The organism is Pseudomonas sp. 5Ae-yellow (assembly GCF_014077575.1).
In the GTDB taxonomy this organism is placed as follows: domain Bacteria; phylum Pseudomonadota; class Gammaproteobacteria; order Pseudomonadales; family Pseudomonadaceae; genus Halopseudomonas; species Halopseudomonas neustonica.
Genome location: NZ_JACGWE010000006.1, coordinates 1 through 23,548, shown reverse-complemented (window position 1 = coordinate 23,548; position 23,548 = coordinate 1). Strand labels below are relative to the sequence as shown.

22 protein-coding genes are annotated in these 23,548 nt (G+C 56.2%); 8 read left to right on the top strand and 14 right to left on the bottom strand.

Annotated features, from left to right (window positions below):
* Positions 1 to 4 precede the first annotated feature (4 nt).
* The 11 genes from H4J77_RS05695 to H4J77_RS05645 form a co-directional block, all read right to left on the bottom strand.
* On the bottom strand, positions 5 to 829 hold the full coding sequence (locus tag H4J77_RS05695; protein WP_235869590.1) for a GIDE domain-containing protein: 825 nt from the start codon (positions 827 to 829) through the stop codon (positions 5 to 7).
* A gap of 92 nt (positions 830 to 921) precedes the next feature.
* Positions 922 to 1,494, bottom strand: coding sequence for a LemA family protein (locus H4J77_RS05690; RefSeq protein ID WP_123887819.1), 573 nt, complete (start codon positions 1,492 to 1,494; stop codon positions 922 to 924).
* A 212-nt stretch (positions 1,495 to 1,706) separates the two neighbouring features.
* On the bottom strand, positions 1,707 to 2,708 hold the full coding sequence (gene rpoS / locus H4J77_RS05685) for an RNA polymerase sigma factor RpoS (RefSeq protein WP_305955048.1): 1,002 nt from the start codon (positions 2,706 to 2,708) through the stop codon (positions 1,707 to 1,709).
* 183 nt (positions 2,709 to 2,891) lie between these two features.
* A complete protein-coding gene (locus H4J77_RS05680; protein ID WP_123887817.1) occupies positions 2,892 to 3,764 on the bottom strand; it encodes a peptidoglycan DD-metalloendopeptidase family protein in 873 nt (290 codons plus the stop codon).
* 160 nt (positions 3,765 to 3,924) lie between these two features.
* Complete coding sequence (locus tag H4J77_RS05675) at positions 3,925 to 4,866, bottom strand: DUF368 domain-containing protein (RefSeq protein WP_123887816.1); 942 nt, start codon at positions 4,864 to 4,866, stop codon at positions 3,925 to 3,927.
* Positions 4,867 to 4,891: 25 nt separating this feature from the next.
* Entirely contained in the window at positions 4,892 to 5,527 is a 636-nt protein-coding gene (locus tag H4J77_RS05670; RefSeq protein WP_177412286.1) for a protein-L-isoaspartate(D-aspartate) O-methyltransferase, read from the bottom strand.
* Positions 5,528 to 5,565: 38 nt separating this feature from the next.
* Positions 5,566 to 6,315 (bottom strand): 5'/3'-nucleotidase SurE, encoded by a 750-nt coding sequence (gene surE, locus H4J77_RS05665; protein WP_123887814.1) that lies wholly within the window; start codon positions 6,313 to 6,315, stop codon positions 5,566 to 5,568.
* Positions 6,315 to 7,373: a tRNA pseudouridine(13) synthase TruD gene (gene truD, locus H4J77_RS05660; protein WP_123887813.1), complete on the bottom strand. Its 1,059-nt coding sequence runs from the start codon at positions 7,371 to 7,373 to the stop codon at positions 6,315 to 6,317. The genes surE and truD overlap by 1 nt, the downstream gene beginning before the upstream one ends.
* Positions 7,366 to 7,842 carry a 2-C-methyl-D-erythritol 2,4-cyclodiphosphate synthase gene (gene ispF / locus H4J77_RS05655; RefSeq protein ID WP_123887812.1) on the bottom strand — a complete coding sequence of 159 codons (477 nt, stop codon included), beginning with the start codon at positions 7,840 to 7,842 and terminating at the stop codon, positions 7,366 to 7,368. The genes truD and ispF overlap by 8 nt, the downstream gene beginning before the upstream one ends.
* A gap of 88 nt (positions 7,843 to 7,930) precedes the next feature.
* Positions 7,931 to 8,785, bottom strand: a complete 855-nt coding sequence (fghA, locus tag H4J77_RS05650) for an S-formylglutathione hydrolase (RefSeq protein ID WP_123887811.1) — start codon at positions 8,783 to 8,785, stop codon at positions 7,931 to 7,933.
* Between the two features lie 100 nt (positions 8,786 to 8,885).
* Positions 8,886 to 9,998, bottom strand: a complete 1,113-nt coding sequence (locus H4J77_RS05645; RefSeq protein WP_123887810.1) for an S-(hydroxymethyl)glutathione dehydrogenase/class III alcohol dehydrogenase — start codon at positions 9,996 to 9,998, stop codon at positions 8,886 to 8,888.
* A gap of 105 nt (positions 9,999 to 10,103) precedes the next feature.
* Here H4J77_RS05645 and H4J77_RS05640 point away from each other — a divergent pair, with 105 nt between their 5' ends.
* Positions 10,104 to 11,000 (top strand): LysR substrate-binding domain-containing protein, encoded by an 897-nt coding sequence (locus H4J77_RS05640; protein WP_123887809.1) that lies wholly within the window; start codon positions 10,104 to 10,106, stop codon positions 10,998 to 11,000.
* Between the two features lie 63 nt (positions 11,001 to 11,063).
* Here the strand turns inward: H4J77_RS05640 and H4J77_RS05635 are convergent, their stop codons facing one another.
* The gene (locus H4J77_RS05635; RefSeq protein ID WP_123887808.1) at positions 11,064 to 11,444 is read right to left on the bottom strand and encodes a DUF4168 domain-containing protein; all 381 of its coding nucleotides are present in this window, start codon (positions 11,442 to 11,444) and stop codon (positions 11,064 to 11,066) included.
* 164 nt (positions 11,445 to 11,608) lie between these two features.
* Here H4J77_RS05635 and H4J77_RS05630 point away from each other — a divergent pair, with 164 nt between their 5' ends.
* From H4J77_RS05630 to H4J77_RS05620, 3 genes are all read left to right on the top strand, one after another.
* Positions 11,609 to 13,117 (top strand): ATP-binding protein, encoded by a 1,509-nt coding sequence (locus H4J77_RS05630; RefSeq protein WP_182247447.1) that lies wholly within the window; start codon positions 11,609 to 11,611, stop codon positions 13,115 to 13,117.
* Entirely contained in the window at positions 13,114 to 14,490 is a 1,377-nt protein-coding gene (locus H4J77_RS05625) for a sigma-54 dependent transcriptional regulator (protein WP_123887806.1), read from the top strand. Before H4J77_RS05630 ends, H4J77_RS05625 begins: the two co-directional genes overlap by 4 nt.
* A gap of 73 nt (positions 14,491 to 14,563) precedes the next feature.
* A complete protein-coding gene (locus tag H4J77_RS05620) occupies positions 14,564 to 15,013 on the top strand; it encodes a hypothetical protein (RefSeq protein ID WP_182247445.1) in 450 nt (149 codons plus the stop codon).
* A gap of 5 nt (positions 15,014 to 15,018) precedes the next feature.
* On the opposite strand, the gene H4J77_RS05615 is transcribed toward H4J77_RS05620, so the two are convergent.
* Positions 15,019 to 17,895: an HD domain-containing phosphohydrolase gene (locus H4J77_RS05615; RefSeq protein WP_182247443.1), complete on the bottom strand. Its 2,877-nt coding sequence runs from the start codon at positions 17,893 to 17,895 to the stop codon at positions 15,019 to 15,021.
* 213 nt (positions 17,896 to 18,108) lie between these two features.
* On the opposite strand from H4J77_RS05615, the gene H4J77_RS05610 reads away from it, so the two are divergent.
* Genes H4J77_RS05610 through H4J77_RS05600 form a run of 3 tightly spaced genes read left to right on the top strand, consistent with a single transcriptional unit; the run spans position 18,109 to position 20,530 of the window.
* A complete protein-coding gene (locus tag H4J77_RS05610; RefSeq protein ID WP_182247441.1) occupies positions 18,109 to 19,080 on the top strand; it encodes an alpha/beta fold hydrolase in 972 nt (323 codons plus the stop codon).
* Positions 19,081 to 19,109: 29 nt separating this feature from the next.
* Positions 19,110 to 19,790 (top strand): SDR family NAD(P)-dependent oxidoreductase, encoded by a 681-nt coding sequence (locus tag H4J77_RS05605; RefSeq protein WP_123887802.1) that lies wholly within the window; start codon positions 19,110 to 19,112, stop codon positions 19,788 to 19,790.
* A 23-nt stretch (positions 19,791 to 19,813) separates the two neighbouring features.
* Positions 19,814 to 20,530: a hypothetical protein gene (locus H4J77_RS05600; RefSeq protein ID WP_123887801.1), complete on the top strand. Its 717-nt coding sequence runs from the start codon at positions 19,814 to 19,816 to the stop codon at positions 20,528 to 20,530.
* Between the two features lie 3 nt (positions 20,531 to 20,533).
* Here the strand turns inward: H4J77_RS05600 and speA are convergent, their stop codons facing one another.
* A complete protein-coding gene (speA, locus tag H4J77_RS05595) occupies positions 20,534 to 22,453 on the bottom strand; it encodes an arginine decarboxylase (protein ID WP_123887800.1) in 1,920 nt (639 codons plus the stop codon).
* 258 nt (positions 22,454 to 22,711) lie between these two features.
* Between speA and H4J77_RS05590 the strand changes: the two genes are divergently transcribed.
* On the top strand, positions 22,712 to 23,482 hold the full coding sequence (locus tag H4J77_RS05590; protein WP_123887799.1) for an SDR family oxidoreductase: 771 nt from the start codon (positions 22,712 to 22,714) through the stop codon (positions 23,480 to 23,482).
* Positions 23,483 to 23,548 lie beyond the last annotated feature (66 nt).

The following is a 23,548-nucleotide window of genomic DNA, read 5'->3' as shown; positions in this document are numbered from 1 at the left end:
TCATTTACGCCAGCCATAACCAGCACGCCAGCACAGCACTGACAGCCAAGCCTGACAGCGCCCACCTGCTTTTACCTCTCAATCGACGACTAAGATCATCCTGATGATGATCCGACAAAACAAAAGGCAAACCGCGCCGAGCCGGTTTGCTCAACGCATGCACTACCGGCGCCTGGCCAGCCGCTCTTGCCTGTTTCTCAGCTGATTGGCTCGCGGCGCGGCGCACCCGCTCCCACTCTTCCAGATCAATCTTACCGTCACTATTACGATCAAACCGCGCCAGCAAATTCGGATAGTCGGCTTTCCAGCTACTGATCACCTGGCGCGAAATTGCGTCCAAGTCCACCGCTTCACGTCCACCACCGCGGCTCTCGAACCAGCCAATGGCATAGAGCGGCTCCTCCGCCATAAACCACTCCTCGGTATAGCGGTAGCGCTTGCTGAGCAGCATACCCAGGAGCCCTTTTGCTGCTGACGACTCTGCGGGCCAACGCTGGTTACCCTCCCAACGTCGGCGGTGCTTGGGATAAACATCAGCGCCCACCGGATCGATCCAACAGGTACCTGTTGGGTCGCGCAACAGAAAAGGCCGCTCGGAAACACCCTGCTCTACCGTGCGCCACTGGCTATCTCGATCAGAGCGTCCCCGATACTCCTCAACACGAAAGCGATACCAAAGGCATGGTTTGTTGGATAACGGAGAAAGCAGCGGCTCATGACCGCCGGCATCCAGCATACCGTTGAGCTCTACCAGCCCTTGCGCGGCTGAGCGAATTCGCGAAGTCGGCGTATCCTCTATCCAGCGTGCCCGCTGCAGGCGGCTTAGCATAAGATAAAGGCAACCTAGAGCACAAAGAGTCGCCATCGCGCAAAATAGATAGTAAATCGATGGCGACAGCAGCATCACGCCGTGCACATCAATCATGAAAACAGAGCTCGAATACTGACGTCAGCTTTCTCCTCGGCAGTAAACTGCAGCAAATCAGCTGATTTGAAGTTGAATAGCCGTGCCAGCAATACCTCGGGAAACTGCTCAATACGTACGTTATTGATGTTTACAGCGGCGTTATAGAGCTCACGACGATCAGCAATGCCATTTTCAAGGCCGGTGATGCGTTGTTGCAGATGCTGGAAGGATTCGCTGGCTTTTAGTTCAGGATAATTTTCCGCCAAGGCAAACAGCTGCCCCAAGCCGCTGCGTAACGCCGTCTCGGCTACGCCAACGCCCTTTACATCACTTTGCTGGCGGGCATTGGCAACAGCGCTCCTGGCGGCGATGACGCGCTCCAGCGTTTCACCCTCATACTGCATGTAACGACGGCAGGCCTCGACCAACTTGGGCAATTCATCATGCCGCTGCCGTAATAGCACATCAATGTTGGACCACGCCTGGCTCACCGCGTGCTTCACACTCACCAACTGGTTGTAAAGCATAATGGCGTAGATCAAGGCCACCGCGAGAACAACAAGAATAACCAGAGTTGTCAGTTCCATTGAGTCCAATCCTCTCGAGTTGCACTAGCAAAGCAAAGTCGCCAAGTATTGATTGCGGCGTAGCCGCCGTACCTGGCTACTATAACGGCAGACGCAGCGAAGTGGCATGGCCTTTTCGCCTGCAAAAAAAAAGCATGGGAAATAGCACCAAGCGAGAACCGCTCGATGCACCACCGCCGAGGGCGGTGGGATGACTTTAAACAGCGGCTAGCCTACTGAAACAGCGACTCACTGGACAGGCCATGTTGCTCAAAAATATCGCGCAATCGCTTCAATGCCTCAACCTGAATCTGACGTACACGCTCACGCGTTAACCCAATCTCGCGGCCAACTTCCTCCAGCGTGCTGCTCTCGTGTCCGCGCAGACCAAAGCGGCGTGTTACTACCTCACGCTGTTTTTCGGTTAACTCGGAGAGCCAGCTATCAATACTGGTATTGAGATCATCGTCCTGCAATTGATCACAGGGATCGTTACCGCGATCATCCGTCAACGTATCGAGTAGCGTCTTGTCTGAGTCAGGGCCTAGCGACATATCGACAGAGGCGACGCGCTCGTTCAAACCCAGCATACGCTTGACGTCTGCCACCGGCTTGTCGAGCAACAGCGCTATCTCTTCCGGTGACGGTTCGTGATCAAGCTTCTGGGTCAACTCACGGGCCGCTCGCAAATAGATATTAAGCTCTTTCACCACATGAATCGGCAGGCGGATGGTGCGCGTCTGATTCATGATTGCACGTTCAATCGTTTGTCTGATCCACCAGGTGGCATAAGTCGAGAAACGAAAACCACGCTCCGGATCAAATTTTTCAACCGCCCGAATCAAGCCGAGATTACCTTCCTCGATCAAGTCCAGTAGCGTCAAACCACGATTGACATAACGCCGAGCGATTTTGACCACCAAGCGCAAATTGCTTTCTATCATGCGCTTGCGACCTGCAGGATCGCCCTTCTGCGCCAAACGCGCAAAATAGACTTCTTCTTCGGGGGTCAGTAAGGGGGAAAAACCGATTTCGTTGAGGTAAAGCTGAGTCGCATCCAGCTGCTTGGTAAACTCAAACGCATTTTCACGCTTGTGGTTACGCGGTGTAGCGCGTTTTGCGGTAGTTGAAGGTAGAGGCTTCGCCCTGTCTTTAGCATCAATGTCACCACACTCATCAGGCGTGGGTTGATCCGTTATGGTCTGCCGTGGCTGTTTCTTATTCTTGACTGCCATATACACATGCCCCATTTCCAGTCCAAACGCGGTATGAACACTGTTGCAGCAGCGGCAAAAGCTTGATCAATGAAAAAGTTGACCGAACCGCCCCAACATTCAAACCTGTGCACACATCTGTGTTTGTTCGAGCAGCGTGCACTGGCGGCATGACATTTAGATGTCAGTCCCACCGACGTCACATCAAGATTTAGGTAAATAGGCCAGAGGATCTACCGGTTGGCCCTTACGCCTGATCTCGAAATGCAGCTTCACCCGATCTGTACCACTACTCCCCATCTCGGCGATCGTTTGCCCTACTTTAACCTGATCACCTTCACTTACCAGCAAGCGGCTATTGTGTGCGTACGCGCTCAAATAGGTCTCGTCATGCTTAATGATTATCATCTCGCCATAACCTATGAGGCCACGTCCTGCGTACACTACAGCGCCATCTGCCGCCGCTTTCACAGGCTCACCTAATTGCCCTGCAATATCAATCCCTTTATTCAAACTACCGTTTGATTGAAAGCGTGCCAGCAAGGTACCGCGAGCAGGCCAATTCCAGCCAGCGACACTGGCCGGCACGCTGGGTTGCGGGGCAGCAGGTCGTGCGGGCGTAGCCGCTGGGCGGGTGGTGGTGGTAATTCCTGGTCTGGCTGCGGGGGCTGGTGCTGTGGCCACCTGCGGGCGAGATGCCGACGAATTCTGCGTAGCTGCACGCGGCGAATTAGACGAAGGTCTGGAGATAACAGGACCACGTGAAGCGGTTCTGGTATTCAGGTTGATACGCTGTCCAGGGTAAATAGTGTAAGGCGCGGCCATACGGTTATTGCTAGCGAGGGCCTTCCAGTCCCAACCATAGCGAAAGGCTATTTGATACAGCGTTTCGCCACGTCGCACCGTATGGTAGCCAGATGTTACTGATTCTGCCCGCTGACCACCGCGACCGCGCTCGTCTATGGGAACAGTGCCCGACGGGCCAGCGCAGGCAACCAGCAGCGTAGCCAACAAAGAGATACCAAGCTGTTTGATTTTAACACCCGCCTGTAACCTGTAACGCACATACCACCCCATTTCCAGGCTGGCTCCCGTTCTTTCAATACCAGGCTGTAAAAATACAACCCGCAAAGCCAGTACTGCTTACAAAGCAGCTAAAAGTGACTTACAGCTGGTAAATCTGTTGGTCATCCTTGCCTGGCGCCCGCTTTGAAAACCGCTGATTCGACAATCGTTTTCAGTCGAAGTGCTGGCCTCGGGAAGCTGAGCGATGACCACACCAGTCTAATAGCAATACTAATACCACGGCCACCACCATCAATGCCAATCCAGCCTGCCAGAGCGAAGGCTCACCACTGACGCTCTGATACTGAGCAGGGAGCAAATTGCTCTGCAATAAAGGCACCTGTTCACCGTGACTATTGATACGCCAGCTAAGCGTTTGTTTCCAGGGCCAGACCTTATTGAGTGAACCAATCAACAAGCCGGTAAGAAAGGCCAAAGTGACGTTACGGGCATGGCCAAGCAGCCAGGATAGTAAACGGGAAAAACTGAGAATACCTATCACGCAGCCCAACATAAAGCAGCCCAGCAGAGTAAAATCGAAGCTCTTCACCGCCTGCAATACGCCGCTATACAAGCCCAGCAACAGGAGAATGAAGCTACCGGAAATGCCCGGCAGTATCATCGCGCAAATCGCGATGCTCCCGCCAAAAAATAACGTGAGCGGCGTCACACTCATTGCCAGCGGAGAGGCGACCGTGATCAGGTAGGCGAAGATAACGCCGCCAACAGCAGCCAGGATAGCCCATAGGTTCCAGCGCTGGATCTCACGACCCACCAGATATACCGATACCAGAATCAGGCCAAAGAAAAATGACCACACCAGTAAGTCATGCTCTGCCAGCAGATAACTGATAACGCGTGCCAGGGTGGCGATACTGCAAAGAATGCCCGCCAGCAAGGTAAACAAAAAACCACCGTCAATAGCCTGCCAGGTCTCACGAAAGCGCCCACGTAACAGCCAAAGCAGCTTATCCGGGGTACAGGCTGCAATCGAAGCCAACAAGCGGTCGTAGATACCGGAGATAAAGGCGATGGTGCCACCGGACACACCGGGGACCACGTCTGCCGCACCCATGGCGATGCCACGCAGAAAAATCAGAATGTATTCCCTCAACCTGCACCTTCCTTTAGAGACCAATTCAGGACCGAATAGCGCCCGCTAAAAGAGGCACGAAACGAACCGGCTCAACCTGCTGGTAAATAAACTCTTCTCCGTCGCGCACAACCAGCATAAGGTGCTGCTCCTGCTCACCAACCGGAATCACCATGCGGCCACCGTCAGCAAGTTGCCCGAGGAGTTCGGGTGGAATCTCAGCCGGTGCAGCCGTCACCAGAATCGCGTCGTAGGGTCCGTACTGGGGCCAACCCCAGTTACCGTCAGCGTGACGAAAGACCACATTACGTATATCAATATCCTTGAGCACCGCCTTCGCGCGCTCCTGCAGCGGGTAGATGCGCTCCACACTGAATATACGTTCGACTACCTGCGCCAGGATCGCGGTCTGATAACCCGAGCCGGTGCCCACTTCCATGACCTTGTCGAGCGGCCCGCCACCCAGCAGCAATTCGGTCATTCGCGCGACAATATAGGGCTGTGACAGGGTCTGGTTGTGACCGATAGGCAAGGCTGTATCTTCGTAAGCGCGGTGCGCCAGCGCCTCATCAACGAATAGATGCCGCGGCGTGCGGCGAATAGCTTCCAACACGTGAAGGTTGCGAATACCCTCTTCGAACAGTCGCTCAAGCAAGCGCTCGCGCGTGCGCTGAGAAGTCATGCCAATGCCGTTTTTATAAAGTTCGTCGCGCAGCATGTTCAGCCCAAATCACCCAGCCAGTTTTGCAGACGATCAAAGACTTCATAGTGAGTCTTATCAACGCGCAAAGGTGTAACCGATACATATCCCTGCATCACCGCGTGAAAGTCGGTTCCCTCGCCACCGTCTTCAACGTCACCGGCCACCGAGATCCAGTAACCCTCCTTCCCCCGCGGGTCGGTCCACTTGATCGGGCGAGCGGCGCGCGCACGATGCCCCAACCGGGTCAAGTGGATACCTTTGATTTCGCTCAACGGCAGGTTGGGAATATTCACGCTCAGTACCGTACGCGGCGGCAAGTCCAGCTTGTCGTGAGCCTCAACCATTTGCCGCGCAATAGCCGCTGCTGTGGGCAGGTTGTCCGTCTGGCGACCTACCAGTGAGAAGGCCATGGCCGGTCGCGCTAGAAAACGACCCTCCAGGGCAGCAGCAACGGTACCGGAATAAAGTACGTCATCACCGAGGTTAGCCCCTAGGTTAATACCGGAAACCACCATATCAACGCTGTCTTCATAGAGCGCGTTCAAGCCCAGATGCACGCAGTCGGTCGGCGTACCGTTCAAGCCGATAAAACCATTTTCGTGCAGAAAGGGGCGTAGCGGTCGATCGAGGCTCAGAGCGCTGCTAGCGCCACTACGATCTTCTTCGGGGGCGACTACAACACAGTCGGCATAATCCGACAGTGCACCGTGCAGGGCTTTGATTCCCGGCGCCAGCACACCGTCGTCATTGGCAATCAGAATACGCATCAGTTTTCGCTTTCTATCCCACCGCCAGCCTGGCTGACCAGCTCTACCAGCTCGCGCAATACCGCCGTCGCAAAGCAACCGGTGGGCAAGGTGAATTCAAGTTCGAGACAATCCGAGGATGGATAATGCCACGTAAGACCGGTTATGGGGAGGCGTAAAATACGACGCGCCTGATCCAGTCCGGCCTGTGCCAACCACTCTGCCAGATCTGGGTGCTGCGCCGCTACCGCCTGTTCCATTTCTGCCTGCATATCGCTGCTGGCCAGCTCGCCCGCACCCCACAGCGCCGCAGTAGGATGCAAATCCAGTTGCGCTACCCGCTGATCATCAGCGGCCAACTCAGCGGCCGGAAACTGGCTACGGCTTTGAGTAAACGCCAAACAATCTCCCGCAACCACGACGTTCCAGCTGCCTGCGGCAACCCGCTCGTTGAGCATCTGATTAAATAGATAACTGCGCGCAGTTGAGAGCAGCCGTGAGCGCGTGCCACGGGCCGGTGGATAGGCACTGCGCTGCGCCCAGCTGCGCGCGTCAAACAGATTACCGCCGTCATAGCCAAAACGCTGCGGCCCGAAGTAGTTGGGTACGCCCTGCTCAGCCAGTAACTGTAAGCGCTCGTTCAATAGAGACTGATCCGCCTGCAGTTCAGTCAAACGGATAAGAAAACGGTTGGCGCTATGTGCGCCACGCTGCAACTTGCGTTTATGACGCAGCTGCCGAAGGCAACGTAGATTGTCGTTCCAGAGTGAAGACAAATCCGGGTCGGCCTTGCCTGGCAACTGCAGACTGAACCACTGCTGCGTCACCGCCATCCGGTCCTTGAGGCCCGCATAACTGATATTGCGCAAGGAGACGCCAGTGGCTTTCGCCAGCTTACGCGCGACCTCTTCGGTATTCAGGCCACGCTTTTCCAGCAGCAACCAGAGGTGTTCACCCTCACCCGAGAACTCGATATCCAGCACTTCCGTCACGCGGAAATCTTCCGGAGCGGCCTTCAGCACCGCCGCTCCGCAAAGTTCACCCCAGGCACGTGCGCCCAACAACTCGGCTTCAGTCATGGGCAAGCAACAAGGCAACGGCATGCACAGCAATACCTTCTTCACGGCCGGTAAAACCGAGCTTCTCGGTGGTAGTCGCCTTGACGTTGACCTGATCAAGTGTGACTTGCAGATCGTCAGCAATCAGCTCGCGCATCCTGGCGATGTGCGGCGCCATTTTGGGCGCCTGTGCCACTATGGTCGCGTCAACATTACCCACCTTCCAGCCTTTACCGTGAAGCAGGCCAAGCACATGACGCAGCAGCACTCGGCTGTCGGCACCAGCGTAATTGGCATCGGTATCAGGGAAGTGTTGACCAATATCACCCAACGCCGCCGCACCCAGCAGTGCATCGCTGAGGGCATGCAGCACCACATCCCCATCGGAATGCGCCAGCAAGCCAAACCGATGGGGAATGCTGACGCCACCGAGGGTGACGAAATCGCCCTCGGTAAAGCGGTGAACGTCATAGCCATGACCAATGCGCATGCTGCCACCTTACCCAATGAAATGTGGCAGGGATTCTAACCCCTTGGCATAGCCAGGGACAGACCGACGCAGCGCATAGACACAGTGCTTAACGCAAACCCAGCGCCTCAGCATGATGGCGCAGGTGATCGTCGATGAAGCTGGCGATAAAGAAATAGCTGTGGTCGTAACCCGGTTGACGTCGCAACGTCAACGGATGCCCCGCCGCCTGCGCCGCCGCTTCCAGCGCTTCCGGTTTAAGCTGCTCGACCAGGAAGTTATCTGCTTCGCCCTGATCGACCAGCAGCGGCAGGCGCTCCTGAGCATTGGCGATCAGCTCACAGGCGTCCCACTGTTTCCAGCTTTCACGGTCACTGCCCAGGTAATTACCCAAGGCTTTATGCCCCCAGGGGCAGTCCAGCGGATGGGTAATAGGGGCGAAGGCCGATACCGAGCGATAGCGACCGGGATTGCGCAAGGCGCAGATGAGCGCACCGTGACCGCCCATTGAATGACCACTGATGCTGCGCTGGTCACTGACCGGGAAATGCTCTTCGATCAGCGCTGGCAGCTCCTCCACCACATAGTCGTACATCCGGTAGTGCTCAGCCCAGGGCTGCTCAGTCGCATTAACATAGAAACCGGCACCCAAACCGAAGTCGTAGGCACCTTCAGGATCGTCCGGTACGCCGTCACCACGCGGGCTGCTGTCCGGCATGACCAACACCATACCCAACTCGGCGGCCAAACGCTGTGCGCCCGCCTTCTGGCTGAAGTTTTCATCATTGCAGGTCAAGCCCGATAACCAGTAAAGCACCGGCAAAGGCTTGCCTTGATCCGCCTGCGGCGGCAGATAAATCCCAAACACCATATCGCAGCGCAGTGCCTTGGAATGGTGCTTGTAACGCTTCTGCCAACCGCCAAAACTTTTGTTGGCTGAAACCAGTTCAAGAATCGAATCCATCGAAACCTCGCTTGAGCTAGAAGCTAGAAGCTAGAAGCCTAAAGGGTCGAGTAAACCTCGCACTGCTTCCAGCTTTCCGCTTCAGGCTTCCCGCTATTTTTTAAAAGTGAATCACAGTCCTGATGCTCTTGCCTTCATGCATCAGATCAAAGGCCTTGTTGATGTCTTCCAGGCCCATGGTATGAGTGATGAAGGTATCCAGCGGAATCTCGCCGCTTTGCGCCTTCTCAACATAACCCGGCAGTTCAGTACGCCCTTTTACGCCACCAAAGGCGCTGCCACGCCAGACGCGACCAGTCACCAGCTGGAACGGACGTGTGCTGATTTCCTGGCCAGCACCGGCGACACCGATGATGGTCGACTCGCCCCAGCCCTTGTGTGCGCATTCCAGCGCAGCGCGCATCAACTGCACGTTGCCGACGCACTCAAAGGAATAGTCCACACCGCCATCGGTCATATCGACGATGACTTCCTGAATCGGCTTGTCGTAATCCTTTGGATTAACGAAATCAGTCGCACCCAGTTCACGAGCAATGTCGAATTTGGCCGGATTGATATCAACCGCAATAATGCGGCTGGCCTTGGCCATGGTCGCACCGATGATCGCCGCCAGGCCGATGCCGCCGAGCCCGAAGATGGCAACAGTGGAGCCCTCAGTGACCTTGGCGGTGTTCAGCACTGCACCAATACCCGTGGTCACCCCACAACCCAGCAGGCACACCTTCTCCAGCGGGGCTTCTTTAGGAATTTTGGCCAGTGAAATTTCCGGCACTACTGTGTACTCAGAGAAGGTCGAGGTACCCATGTAGTGGTAGATAGGCTCGCCTTTATAAGAAAAGCGCGACGTGCCATCAGGCATCACGCCCTTGCCCTGGGTAGCGCGCACCGCCTGGCAGAGATTGGTTTTGCCGGAGGTACAGAATTTACAGGTGCGACATTCGGCGGTGTACAGCGGGATGACGTGATCCCCCACTTCCAGCGAGGTAACACCCTCACCTACCGCCTCTACAATACCGCCACCTTCGTGCCCCAAAATGGCCGGAAAAATACCCTCTGGATCATCGCCCGACAGGGTGAAGGCATCGGTATGACAGACACCACTGGCGACGATACGTACCAGCACTTCACCCTTTTGTGGTGGCGCGACATCAACTTCAACGATTTCCAGTGGCTTGCCTGGGCCAAAAGCCACGGCGGCGCGAGATTTGATCATACGAATACTCCTCGGGGTGTTTACGATGCCATGCAGTGTAGTAGACCTTCGTTTTGTGGATAATAGCCAGATCAGCAAAACATTATTGCTACACAGGGATAAAGCATGAATCAGTGGGACGGCATAGACGAGTTTGTCTGCGTAGCCGAGCTTGGCCACTTCAGCGGCGCCGCAGCGCGCATGGGGTTATCCTCGTCACATGTCAGCCGGCAAATCGCACGCCTGGAAGATCGCCTGCAGACCCGCCTGTTCTACCGCAGCACGCGCAAAGTCAGCCTCACAGAAGCCGGCCAGACCTTTCTGCAACACTGTCAGCGACTGCAAGATGCGCGCGACGAAGCCCTGCAAGCCATCACCGACCTGAGTAGCGAACCCAAAGGGTTACTGCGCCTGACCTGCGCTGTGGCCTACGGCGAGAGCTTCATAATGCCCCTGGTGGACGATTTCATGCAGCGCCATCCGCAACTGCGGGTGGAAATGACCCTGACCAACCAGACACTCGACCTGCTCCACGGCAGCTACGATCTGGCGATTCGCCTGGGCCGCCTGCAGGATTCCAGCATGATAGCCACGCGCATCGCGCCCAGGCACATGTATCTTTGCGCGGCACCCAGTTACCTAGCTCATCATGGCGCGCCGCACAGCTTGTCGGAACTGCCCCGCCACAACTGCCTGATCGGCAGTAACGATCTATGGAGTTTTCAGCAACGAGGAAAAGAAGTCCCCGTTCGCGTGCAGGGCAACTGGCGCTGTAACAGTGGGCAGGCGGTATTGGAGGCGGCGCTGCGGGGGTTTGGCCTGTGTCAGCTACCCGACTACTACGTGCGTGAACATCTCCGCAGTGGTGCATTACGCGCGCTGTTGCCACAACATCAGCCCCCGCATACCGCCGTGTGGGCACTCTACCCACAGCAACGTCACCTCTCACCCAAGGTACGCCAACTGGTGGACTACCTGAAGTGGGGGCTAGCGCAACGGCCTGAATATATAGACGCCAACTAACACGACCGAACACACAGCAAAAAGGGGCCGAAGCCCCTTTCTGAGATCTAACCGTACTGGCGCTTAATTGACCTGCTGAGCGCGCTGACGCAGCTCCATGTCAGTTTGCATGCGTGAAGCGATCTCGTTGTAACGGGGAATATCAAGATCCTCGCCTTCTATAGCCTCGACCATATCTTTCTGGGCCCCCATCTGCATTTGCTGGGCTTCTTGCTGGTCACCGGCGCTGCTCAACTCATCGGTAAGCTCTTCACGGATCTCGTTAACTTTCTTTTCCGCATTGACGAACTTTTCCAGATCAGCCTCGCTAACCGGCGCTGCAGCCTGCGCTGTACCGTAACCTTGCTGCGCGCCGCTATCCATGGATTGCGCCATAGCGACAGGAACGCCGGCGGTCATGGTGGCGATGATAAGAGCAGCACTGAATTTTTTAATGTTCATCATGAGTATCTCCTTCGGTTGAACTCACTGAAGGTAATACAGAGTCCGTGCCAACTTTGCACAAAACACTTCAAGACACTGATTTATATATAAAACATAAAATTAAAGTATAAAAAATAGCCCCCCACTATTGGCAATCCACCGCTTTATATGTATCTTTTTTAAACATGAGCAAAAATGAACCGTTTAAATTTGGCACACTAACTCAGCGCTGGCCCTTACCTAGACTCAGCGGCCTGCAACGCACCCTACTGTTATTTGTCGTGCTCCCGCTGCTGGTATTGACGGCGCTGGGCATCCGCTTCGGGCTAGAGCAAGCCAACCAATTCCAGCAACAGCGATTAAAGAACGACCTGGAGCTAATCGGCCGCGCTATCAGCATTCCGATTGGCACTGCGTTAGGCGAGAACGACCGCCAGGCAATAGAGCTGGCACTGGGCTCGGTCTTTGTGCTGGGCGAGGTCTACGGTGCGTCAGTGTTCGATGTCAACGGCGTAAGGCTAGCCTCGGCTGGCGTCACCGAAAGCGATCTCACACGAACCAGGATTCCCGACCTGATTGTTACTACCGGACAATCCCAGCAAGGCTTTAGCCAGGTCGGGGGCCGACATCTGTTTTCGCACTTCATGCCACTGTTTGATGTGGGCGGCAATATTCAAGGTCTGATTCAGATCACTCGGCGCGCCAGCGATTTTGGCCGCGCCCTGGACCAGCTCACTATTATTGCCTGGGCAGCATGGGGCCTGCTGGGCTTGACCATTATCTGCGCCGTCATGCTTGGTCACTATGGTGGCGTCGGCCGACACGTGGACAAACTGCTGGCGCACATGCAACAAGTGGCGCAAGGCGATCACTCGCACCGTGCCGCGCGGGAAGGGCCAACCGAAGTAGCCGCACTGGCGACAGGCCTGAATCATATGCTCGACAGCATAGAACAGGCGCGCAGGGAGGTTGATGGCCACCGCGCGGCAGAAACCGCTCTGCTGGCTCAACTCAAAGATAACGAGAAGATGGCAGCCATTGGCGGTATGGCGCGGGGTGTTGCGCATGAACTGGGCGCACCGCTGAGCGTGATTGATGGCCGCACTCATCGCCTGCAACGCAGCAGCGCCAATGACTCACCACAACAGCGCGAATTTGCCGCCATTCGCGCCCAGGTCGCCCGCCTCACCAGCACCGTCAAGCAACTGCTGGACTACAGTCGCCCGGCAGCAGCAACACTGCGTAAAACCGATCCAGCTCAACTGACCGCCACCGCAATCGATGCCATCACCCCCGAATTTGAACAGACCGCAATAGCGCTGCAAAGCCAATATGAAACTGATTTGCCAGCACTATTCGGTGATCCGGCGAGACTGGAACTGGCACTTCTCAACCTGCTACGGAACGCACTGCAGGCAGCCAGTAGCAAGGTAACGGTCGGCCTTGAGTATCAGGATCAGCATTTACTGATCAGCGTCAGTGACGACGGTCCCGGGCTGCCGGAAACCAACCGAGAAAAGCTAATGGAACCCTTCTACACCACCAAGCCCCCCGGCGAAGGCACTGGCCTGGGCCTGGCCATAGTGCAAACCATTGTAGAAGAACACGGCGGCGAGCTGCTGCTGAGCAACCATCCCGACGGCGGCTGCCGGGCCAGCATGCGATTACCGATACACAAGGAGGCAAGCGTATGAGCCATACCGAACACTTGCTGCTGGTCGAAGACGACAGCGGCTTGCGCGAGCTACTACAGGAAGAGCTGGAAGCCGAGGGCTATCAGGTGACCGCCTGTGCCAGCGCAGAAGAGGCACTCATACCATTGCAGCAGTCTGATATCGACCTATTGATCAGCGACTTGCGGCTACCCGGTGCTGACGGTCTCAGCCTGCTACCGCCCGCACAGGCACTGTCGCCCGCACCCGCCGTACTGATCATCACCGCCTTTGGCTCGGTACAGCAGGCGGTCAATGCACTACAAAACGGGGCCGATGATTTTCTCACCAAACCCCTGGAAATTGATCACTTTCAGCTTACGGTCAAGCGGTTACTGGAGAATCGGCGCCTGCGTCGTGAGGTTCAGCGCTATCGCTCGATCATGGCCGTGGAGCAATTCCACGGCATCATCGGCCAGAGCAGCAGTATGCGCAGGCTGTTTCAACATATAAGGCAGATGGCGAGCGCCGATGGTCCCGTGCTGATTCAGGGTGAAAGCGGCACAGGTAAAGAGCTGGTCGCCCGCGCGGTGCATGAAGAAAGCGTGCGCAGCGGCAAACCTTACATGGTGGTGAACTGCGGCGGCATTCCGGCAGAGCTCATGGAGAGCGAATTCTTCGGCCACGCAGCGGGGGCCTACACTGGCGCCCGCAAGGCACGAGCCGGACTCTTTCAGCAGGCCGAGGGCGGCACCCTGATGCTCGACGAGATTGGGGAAATGCCGCTGGCACTGCAAGCCAAATTGCTCCGTGCACTACAGGACGGCAATGTGCGGCCGGTCGGCAGCGACCACGAAATTCAGCTGGATGTCCGCGTCATCGCAGCGACCAACCGCAACCTGGCCGAGTGCGTTGAACAGGGCAGCTTTCGCGAGGACCTGTTCTACCGCCTGGAGACCTTCAACCTGCAGGTCCCGCCGCTAAGGGAACGCAGCGATGACATCCACTATCTGGCGGACTTTTTCCTGGCACGCTTCAACGCGCGCCAACAACGCGAACTCAAAGGGTTTAGTGACGCCGCCCTGCAGGCATTGCTGCACTATGCGTTTCCCGGCAATGTGCGTGAATTGCAGAATGCAGTTGAGCGCGCTGCGACTTTTTCTCAGGGCGCTTTCATCGAATTACAGAACCTGCCTGAGCGTATGCAGAGCGCCAGCAGCTCAGCTATCGATACCACCTTGAGCGATCCACTCAAGGCTATCAGCAGCTCGCCATCACTGGCACAACTGCCCAGCCTTGAAAGTGTGCAGCGCCGCTATATTCATCAGGTTCTGGACGCCACCGACGGCAATAAACGCAAGGCAGCCGATATTCTTGGTATTACCCGGCGCACGCTATATCGCTGGATCGAGTAAACACCGATATGCAAGCCCACTAGTCAGTGCGGTAAGCTAATCAACTGCAGCGCCACCCAACCAGGAGAAATCAGTGTCCAGCGTGCTACGGCTCAATACTTTGCTCGACCGCAGTTTCAAAGGCGGTGATCGCCGGTTAGAGGCGATCAGTGCCGAAATAGGCGCGCTGGACCGACTCTGCAAGACATTGGGTGTAACCGAGCTGAGCCGCTTCATCGACACTACCGCAATCGAATTGATTCAGGCCGTCGAGCTGATTGACGACAACGCTACTGCGCTACCTACTACAGAGCCAATCACTGATCCGGAAACCGGCCTGGCTTATGGCATTGAGGATATGAGCTGGCAACCCATTGCTGCCGGAATGAGTAGCCTGGAGGCACTGCAGCAGCACATTGAACGCGGCCTGCACGTGAGCAGCCAACAACCGCAACTGTTGCAAGAGCTGACCTACTGTATTCAGGCCCTGGCTCCACTCGAAGCCGAGGGCGGCCAATTTCATCTGGCCGTTATACCCGCATGACCTCACTAGTCATGCAACAAACCCCAGTCGCGTAGCTGCCCGACACACGCCTCAACATCGATCTCATCCCTTTGCTCGGTCGCCAGAAAACGCTCAGCGTAGTGACGATACGCGCCAGAGCGCAAAAACAAGGCCAGCAGCGTTGCATCAATGTGCTGATCGCGTGCCATAAACAACATAATCCTTACCGATTCAGATAGCGTTTTAGCCTTTTTATAAGGCCGGTCCGCTGCCGTGAGCGCTTCAAATATGTCGGCAATAGCCAATATGCGGTCTTCTACCGACAAGTGGTCACCACTCAGGCGACGCGGGTAGCCGGTACCGTCCAGTTTTTCGTGATGAGTGGCGGCCAGCGCTGGCACTTTGGCCAGTGACTTGGGAAAGGGCAGCGTCGACAGCATGATCAAGGTTTGCACGATGTGATCATTGATCTTGAAACGCTCCTCGGCCGTGAGAGTGCCACGCGCGATACACAGATTGTAGAGCTCGCCAAGGTTCTTGCTGTGCTCCGGCAATTGCATATCAAATCCCCAACGGTTGGCTGGATCTCCTGCCACCACCGGTGGCTTACGCTCGCCCCAGGCAAACAGATGCTCTGGCCGATCCGCGAGTAGCTTTTCCTCGGCAGGTAACGGCGCGATAGGGACGCCGGACAGCTGCCGTTCCTCTTCACCGGATAACCCCAAACGATTATCAAAATGGCGCAACCAGCTCTGCTGAGCAATGGTTTCAAGCCGCTGCACGTCGGTGTCAGCCATGAACTCGCCACCGGTATTGGCTTGGGCAACCAATGCAAAATCGTCGCGCAGACGGCCCTGTTCAAGCTCGCGTTGCCGCTGCAGTAAAGATTCATCTTCACCTGCAGCACGGCCCTGCCAATAACGAATATCGGCATCACGCCACAGCACTTCAAAACGGGTGCGAATCTCATGGATACGGTTGTACAGCGTTTCCAGCTTGGTGGCCTTATCAACCACATATTCGGGGCTGGTGATTTTGCCGCAGTCGTGCAGCCAGGCAGCGATTCTAAACTCATAGCGCTGCTGCTCATCAAGTTGAAAGCCGGCCAATGGGCCCTGCTGAGTTGCCTCCGCCTCCTTGAGTAGCATCTCGGCCAATTGCGGAACCCGGTCGCAGTGCCCGCCGGTATAAGGTGATTTGGCATCGATAGCGGTAGCGAGCAAGCGGATAATTGACTCCAGCAAAATCTGTTGATCTGCAAAGAGCTCACGGGTTTCGATCGCCACTGCCAGCGTCCCGGCCAGACTACCCAAAAATCGCCTCAGACTGCCGACAGAGTCCTCGGGCAACAGCGGTGAGACCTCCACAACCAGAACACCTTGCAGTACATGCTGGCGATCATGCAAAGCCAGCGTCAGGTAGCGATGTTCATCGTCCAGCAGAGCCGCCAAGGTGCGCGCTGGCGCATCGTAAAGAGCATCAGTCAGTGGCAACTGCGCTGGATAGTGTTCCGCATGCGAGCTGCCAGTGCGGCGCAGAACCTCGCCATCCTCGTCGCATAAATAAACCGCGCCACCGCGCCCGCCGGCAATCTCGACCAGTTGCGCCAGCACCACATCCAACATTCGCTCGAGCTGGGTTTCATGATTAAGCGTATGCGTGATCGTTTGAAAGTTACCGATCGCCTTAGCCATCTGAGCCACCATCTTGCTCAAACTATTCACCTCGCGAATGCGCGAGCGCACACCGATAGGCGTATTGAAATCCAGGCTGGCCAACTGATTAACCTGGTCGCCCAGCAGCTTCAGGGGCTGGCCGAGGCGCTGACCCAGCGCCCAGCCAATCAACAACAATACCGCGGCCACCACCAAGGCCCAAAGCGCTTGCCGCTGTAAACTATCACGGACCCCTGCCAGCATTTCGGCTTCCGGTATGGCAATAAGAATATGTCCTTCGCTATCGCCTATGCGGCTCAAAGGCAAACTCAGCACATACCAATCCTCACCGTTTACGCTCAGCAACATTGGCTGGCGTGGCGGCTCAGGGAGATACTGAATTTGCTGGAGAACAGGCACCCCCAACTCCTCAAGGCTGGCTAAATGCACGCCCTGGCTATCGCGCTGAAAAACACGCTGCAGATCCGTATAGGCAATCACCGTATCATCACCGCTCAATAGGACGGTCTCGGTGCCCGGTGTCAACCTCAGCTCAGTCACCTCGCCGCCCAGATCACTGACCGACGCGTCCAGGCCAATCACCGCCCCGCTGGCACTGTGCTTGGCCATGGTGATACCCACCTGACCCGTGGTAAAAAATACATAAGGTTCGGTCAGAATCAAACCTGGGGAAACAACGGCCTCCTGATACCAGGGCCGGTTACGCGGGTCGAAGTCGTAGTCAGGCAGGCGCCTGCTCTCCAAGAGCCCGCCCTGATTGTCATAAAACAACCAACGAGCAACCGGGTTTTCGCCAGCAGCCGACTGCTCAATCGACTGCACAACAAAAACCGAGTTTAGCGGTATTTTCTGGCGACCAAGCCGCACTCCTTCATGCAGCCGCCGCAGCAAAAAAAAGTCGCCATTGGCGTAGCCGATATAAACAGCGCTTAAGGTGTGATTACTGCGCAGGGTTTCAAACATGACCGGCAGGCGCTGAAGCCGCTGCTCAAGATTCTGTGACTGCACTAACGGGTCGAAGGTCAAGATACGCAGAGCGCCTTCAGCCGGGTCAAGCAAACGCTCTGCTCTTTCATTGAGCAAGGCCCCCAGTTGCTGGGCAGAGTCGTTGGCGGTCTCAATCAGCAGCGTCTGCGAGCTACGATAACCTTGCCAGGCGGTAATGCTCAGCATCGCCAGCAAACACAAGACGATGGTACTGGCTATAAGCCACTGCAAGCTGACCCCATTCCTGGATCCTTTCATACTGAGCATTTCTCCTTCGCTCTTCGAAACCGCGTCGTCACTGAGAATAGTTCAGCTATGCGCTCCACGACATATCTACCAAGGCATAAAATCTTCCGACATCCACTGCACGCATGACGCACACTTCGGCTGATGAATAGCTAAAGCAAGGAGCAAGCCAAGGACCTGTACTTTTGCGATAGTGTCCCCAGCACACACCAATGGAGCACCCCGATGGATCAGTTTGAGCACCAGCTGGTACCCACCAATAACATAAAACTAAGTCTGTATACCGCTGGCCCCCGAGACGGTCGGCCCGTCTGGCTGCTGCACGGTTTTCCAGAGTGCTGGTACTCCTGGCGACATCAGGCGAAAGTGCTGGCCAACCAAGGCTACCGAGTGCTCATCCCTGAAATGCGCGGTTACGGTGCCAGCAGCGCTCCTGAAGCGGTCGAAGCCTACGATCTGATTACTCTTTGCGCCGACATTCAGGGAGCGATGAACTACCTGGGTCATGAACAAGTAGCGATGATAGGTCACGATTGGGGGGCCCCCATCGCCTGGCATCTTGCCTTGCTTGAGCCCGCGCGGGTGAAAGCGGTATGCGGAATGTCGGTGCCCTTTGGGGGGCGCCCGCGGCAACCGGCAATCAATATGATGCGCGAAGCCTACAAGGATCGTTTTCACTACATCGTCTACTTTCAACAATCAGGACTGGCAGAAGCGGAAATGGCAGCCGACATACCGCGCACCATGCGGTTGATGATGCATGGTCTGTCCAACAGCCAGGAAGGCAATACGCTAGTGCAGGACAAACCCGCCGACGCAGCCTGGCTGGAGGATTACATCGATCCCGGTAGCCCACCGCATTGGTGCTCAGAAGAAGCCTTCGCCGTTTATGTAAAGACCTTTGAGCAGAGCGGATTTCACGGCCCCATCAACTGGTACCGCAACTTTGAACGTAACTGGGAGCGCACGGCACCACTGGCCGGCAAACAGATCGAGCAACCTGCCTTGTTTTTAATCGGTGACCGCGACCCAGTAGGTTCTTTGGAGGCATACACCATCAAAAAAATGCCCAGCGTTATCCCAAAGGTTGAACAACACGTCATCGCTGATTGCGGGCATTGGATTCAAGCCGAGAAACCAGCAGAGGTGAACGCCCAACTGCTACCCTTTCTGGCTGCACACTTTGCCGCATACTAAAGGTTGTCGACGAGAGCAGGAGACTGGCTATGACACTTTGCAACCTTGACGGTAAGCGTATTTTGCTAACCCAGGCCAATGATTTTATGGGCCCCTCACTGAACGCAATCCTGCAGGCTTGTGGTGCCACAGTGATAGCCGATCAACGGGACTTTCTGGATCCAAAAGCACCAGCTCAGGCGATCAAAGAAGCCGGGGAGTTGGATGTTTTGCTGCTCAATCTGGGCGTACCCGCTCCCAGCACAGCAGCCAGCGAGGTCGAAGACGAAGAGTGGGGGCTGCTGTTTCGCCACATGGTTGATCCCTTACCGCGTTTTGCTCGCGCGGTGCTGCCCGGGATGATTGCACGCCAAAAGGGCAAGATTCTGCTTATGGGCAGCGCCTCGGCGCTGCGCGGTATGAAGCGCGCGTCCAGTTACAGCGCCGCGCGCGGTGCTCAGTTGGCCTGGATTCAGGCGGTAGGGGCCGAAGTGGCCAGCAAAGGAATTCAAGTCAACGCGATTGCGCAGAACTTCGTCGACAATCCCACTTATTTTCCCGACGACATCCAGGCGAATCCGGCGTTCCAGGCGCGCCTGCAACGCGAGGTTCCGCTAGGCCGATTGGTATCAGCTGAAGAAGACGCCAGTTTCGCCGCCTATCTTTGCAGCGACGCCGCCAACTGCTTTGTCGGCCAGGTATTTCCCGTCTGCGGTGGCTGGAGCCACTGAGGCCCGTATTTTGAGGAATCGCTATGCAGCATAAAGAACAGATCATCACCATCAACTCACGCTTCTGCGGACCACCCAACAGCGGCAACGGCGGTTACGTTTGCGGGCTGCTGGCCAACGCGCTAGGCATGCCATGCCAAGTCACGCTGCATGCGCCACCGCCACTGGATACACCTCTGCAACTAGTCGTTAAAGCTGACGGCGCACAGCTCAAGCTCGGCGAGCAGCTACTGGCTAGCGCCAAGCCCTACAACCTCGAACTCAAACTGCCGGACGCTGTGAGTGCGAATACAGCCAAGAAAGCTCAGCAAGGTTTCAAAGGATTTGAACAGCACAACCTGCCCTGTTGCTTCGTCTGCGGGACGGACCGCGAACCCCTGGATGGCCTGCGTATTTTTGCCGGTCCGACCGAACAAAGAGAAGAGCACGTCGCCGCGCTCTGGACGCCAGACGAGACATTGGCAGCTGAAGATGGCGTGGTCGCTAGTGAATACCTTTGGGCGGCGCTGGATTGCCCGGGCTACTTCGCTGTGCGCGACCAGGCAGGCACCGCTCTACTCGGGCGTTTTGCCGCCCACATCGATCAGCCCATCCGGGCCGGAGAGCAATTGGTAGTGAGCGGCTGGGCACTGAGCCACGATGGCCGCAAACATTTTGCTGGTACCGCCCTGTATAACCAGAGCGGCCAGGCTGTTGCCTGGGCTGAGGCGACCTGGATCAGCCTGGCCGCCGCAGCCTGATCACTACTCGGCGCTAAGGTAGGACGAACGAGTCAGGCCCAGACGCAGCGCATCCACAAAGCGGGTGCGCTCCGCGGGACTCAGCTTGGCCCCTGCGACCTTATCGCGATACAAGGTCACCAGTTCATCCGGAGCAAAGTGCACGTAGCGCAACATATCTTCGATGGTGTCGTGGGTCTCGATACCGCCGTGCACTACTTTACCGTCCGGGCGCAGGTAGACATTGACCGAATCGGTATCACCGAACAGGTTGTGCATATCACCCAAGATCTCTTGATAAGCACCCACCAGGAAGATACCCAACAGATAATCCTCACCCTCGCGCAACTCATGCACCGGCAGACTGTTTTCGATGCTCTGCTCGTCCACATAGTGGCGAATCTTGCCATCAGAGTCACAGGTCAGATCCTGCAAAACAGCGCGACGCAGCGGCTCCTCTTCAAGTCGATCCAATGGCACGATCGGCAGCACCTGGTCAATCGCCCAGGTATCCGGCAGGCTCTGGAAGACCGAAAAGTTACAGATGTACTTATCGGCCATTTTGTCGTTTAGCTCGTCCAGCACCTGACGATGAGAACGCTGGCGCGCCTTCAACTGCGTGTGCAAACGGTTGCAGAGCGCAAAGTAACACTGCTCGGCTAGTGCCTTCTGTGACAGCGTCAGCTTGCCCTCAGCGTACTGCGCCGCCACATCAGCCATGTAGTGCGTCGCCCGCCAATAGGTCTCAGTGACCATTTCGATATCGTGCTGATCCTGCAGACCCACCAGATTGCGCACCACCTGGGGCAGCTCTTCAAGATTGTCTATCTGCGGCAGCACGTCGTTGTAGCGTTCCACATCAGTAACCTGAACCACCAGCACCGCGTGATGCGCCGTCATGGCACGACCGCTCTCGGAAAAGATGTGCGGGTGTGGCAGACCCTGCTCGTCGCAGAAGTCCTTCAGCATGCCGACGACCGTCTGCGCGTACTCGTTGACGTCATAGTTGATCGAGCTGGCATTACGCGAATGGGTACCGTCGTAGTCCACACCCAGACCACCACCCACATCAATGTGATCGACCGGCAAGCCCAGCGCACGCAGTTCGCCAAAATAACGAATGGCCTCGCGAAAACCGTGCTGATAATCCGCCAAATTGGCAATCTGTGATCCCATGTGGAAGTGCAGTAACCGCACACCATCCTGCAGACCCGCCGCAGTAAACGCGTCTACCACGCGAAGCAATTGCGCAGCCGACAAGCCGAACTTGGATTTTTCCCCACCGGTATCGGCCCATTTGCTGGAAGCCAGTGATGAAAGCCGCACACGTAGTCCGACCTGTGGCGTGACACCGAGCTTCTCCGCCTCTTCAATTACCAAGCGAACCTCGGATTCCTTTTCAATAACCAGAAACACGTTATGGCCCAGCTTCTGACCAATCAGCGCCAAATGGATGAACTCGCGATCCTTATAGCCATTACAGACGATGGTGCCGCCCTTGGGCGCAAGTGCCAGCACGGCCATCAGCTCGGGCTTGGAGCCCGCTTCCAGGCCGATAGACACGTTTTCGGTCGCAATGATGCTTTCGACCACAGTCTCCTGCTGGTTCACCTTGATTGGATAGAGCGCGGTGTAGCCGCTGCTGTAGTCCAGCGCGGCGATGCTTTGGTCGAAAGCGCCCGTCAGCTGCTTTACACGCGATTGCAAAATATCCGGGAAGCGCACCAAAAGAGGCAGGTCCAAACCACTGTCACGCAACTGACCGACCAGCTCATGCAGATCAATGCTGCCAGCATCTGCGCCGCGCGGCATGACTTCTACATGACCCGCATCACTGACATTGAAATAGCCTGCACCCCAGTGCCGAATACCGTAGACGCTGCGGCTGTCTGCCACTGTCCAGGCTGATGCATCTTCCTTGCGTGAACGCCTTACTGGGCCCATGACCACCTCGTTTACCAGTTGATTGATGCAGACACTCAGATACGCAGGCAGACAAACAGTTCATTTACCCGGCGCACCCGTGACGCGATGGCAACAGGATAAAGCAAAAGCGGCTAAAGCGCCTGATCACCCGACACGTATGAGGCAGCATTTGTACTCTGGATAACCCTCCTCTTTGCTTGGGGAGCGCGAGACCCGCGTATTAAGGTGTCAGTAACAGCCAAACCGGCTTTCCAACCAACAACAAGGAGTCATCACATGCAGCAATACTTTAGCCTCGAAGGCCGCACGGCATTGGTTACCGGTGGTAGCCGCGGAATTGGCCGTATGATCGCGCAGGGTTACTTGGAGGCTGGCGCTAAGGTCATCATATGCTGCCGCAAGCTCGCCGAGGGCCAACAGACAGCAAAAGAGCTAAGTCAGTACGGCGAGTGCATTGCCATCGGCGCAGACCTGTCGAGCGAAGCTGGAGCCAAGCAGCTCGCTGCTGACGTTGCTCAGCACACCGACCACCTCGATATTCTCGTAAATAATGCAGGTACCAGCTGGGGAGCCCCACTGGAGGATTTCCCGGTATCAGGCTGGGAAAAGGTCATGCAGCTCAATGTGACATCGGTATTCAGCTGCATTCAGCAACTGCTGCCCATGCTGCGTAAAAACGCTAGTGCGGCGAACCCGACACGCGTGATCAACATTGGCTCGGTTGCCGGAATCAGTTCCTTTGGTGAAGAAGCATATTCTTACGGCCCTAGCAAGGCAGCCGTACACCAATTGTCGCGCAACCTGGCGCGTGAGCTAGTGAGTGAGCATATTAATGTTAACGTTATTGCGCCCGGCCGTTTCCCGAGCAAAATGACCCAGCACATCCACAGCGACCCCGAGGCAATGGCAGCAGATTGCCAGCACATCCCGATGAAACGCTGGGGACGTGAAGAAGAAATGTCGGCACTGGCCATTATGTTGGCAAGCGCTGGCGGCGCTTACATGACAGGCAACATCATTCCTATTGACGGTGGCTTTACCCTCTAAATAGCCGTTAACGAAGCTCGGCATCAGATACGGGTGCCGAGCGCCCCCCCCTGCTCTATATCCCCG

Excerpts from the sequence above, each read along its gene's own strand:
- H4J77_RS05605 (WP_123887802.1), top strand. The coding sequence starts at position 19,110 with ATGACACTTTGCAACCTTGACGGTAAGCGTATTTTGCTAACCCAGGCC.
- H4J77_RS05600 (WP_123887801.1), top strand. The coding sequence starts at position 19,814 with ATGCAGCATAAAGAACAGATCATCACCATCAACTCACGCTTCTGCGGA.
- fghA (WP_123887811.1), bottom strand. The coding sequence starts at position 8,785 with ATGGATTCGATTCTTGAACTGGTTTCAGCCAACAAAAGTTTTGGCGGT.
- H4J77_RS05690 (WP_123887819.1), bottom strand. The coding sequence starts at position 1,494 with ATGGAACTGACAACTCTGGTTATTCTTGTTGTTCTCGCGGTGGCCTTG.
- H4J77_RS05610 (WP_182247441.1), top strand. The coding sequence starts at position 18,109 with ATGGATCAGTTTGAGCACCAGCTGGTACCCACCAATAACATAAAACTA.
- H4J77_RS05590 (WP_123887799.1), top strand. The coding sequence starts at position 22,712 with ATGCAGCAATACTTTAGCCTCGAAGGCCGCACGGCATTGGTTACCGGT.
- H4J77_RS05695 (WP_235869590.1), bottom strand. The coding sequence starts at position 829 with ATGCTAAGCCGCCTGCAGCGGGCACGCTGGATAGAGGATACGCCGACT.
- H4J77_RS05630 (WP_182247447.1), top strand. The coding sequence starts at position 11,609 with ATGAGCAAAAATGAACCGTTTAAATTTGGCACACTAACTCAGCGCTGG.
- H4J77_RS05635 (WP_123887808.1), bottom strand. The coding sequence starts at position 11,444 with ATGATGAACATTAAAAAATTCAGTGCTGCTCTTATCATCGCCACCATG.
- H4J77_RS05625 (WP_123887806.1), top strand. The coding sequence starts at position 13,114 with ATGAGCCATACCGAACACTTGCTGCTGGTCGAAGACGACAGCGGCTTG.
- H4J77_RS05680 (WP_123887817.1), bottom strand. The coding sequence starts at position 3,764 with ATGGGGTGGTATGTGCGTTACAGGTTACAGGCGGGTGTTAAAATCAAA.
- H4J77_RS05615 (WP_182247443.1), bottom strand. The coding sequence starts at position 17,895 with ATGAAAGGATCCAGGAATGGGGTCAGCTTGCAGTGGCTTATAGCCAGT.
- speA (WP_123887800.1), bottom strand. The coding sequence starts at position 22,453 with ATGGGCCCAGTAAGGCGTTCACGCAAGGAAGATGCATCAGCCTGGACA.
- surE (WP_123887814.1), bottom strand. The coding sequence starts at position 6,315 with ATGCGTATTCTGATTGCCAATGACGACGGTGTGCTGGCGCCGGGAATC.
- H4J77_RS05640 (WP_123887809.1), top strand. The coding sequence starts at position 10,104 with ATGAATCAGTGGGACGGCATAGACGAGTTTGTCTGCGTAGCCGAGCTT.
- H4J77_RS05670 (WP_177412286.1), bottom strand. The coding sequence starts at position 5,527 with ATGACTTCTCAGCGCACGCGCGAGCGCTTGCTTGAGCGACTGTTCGAA.
- truD (WP_123887813.1), bottom strand. The coding sequence starts at position 7,373 with ATGACTGAAGCCGAGTTGTTGGGCGCACGTGCCTGGGGTGAACTTTGC.
- rpoS (WP_305955048.1), bottom strand. The coding sequence starts at position 2,708 with ATGGCAGTCAAGAATAAGAAACAGCCACGGCAGACCATAACGGATCAA.
- ispF (WP_123887812.1), bottom strand. The coding sequence starts at position 7,842 with ATGCGCATTGGTCATGGCTATGACGTTCACCGCTTTACCGAGGGCGAT.
- H4J77_RS05645 (WP_123887810.1), bottom strand. The coding sequence starts at position 9,998 with ATGATCAAATCTCGCGCCGCCGTGGCTTTTGGCCCAGGCAAGCCACTG.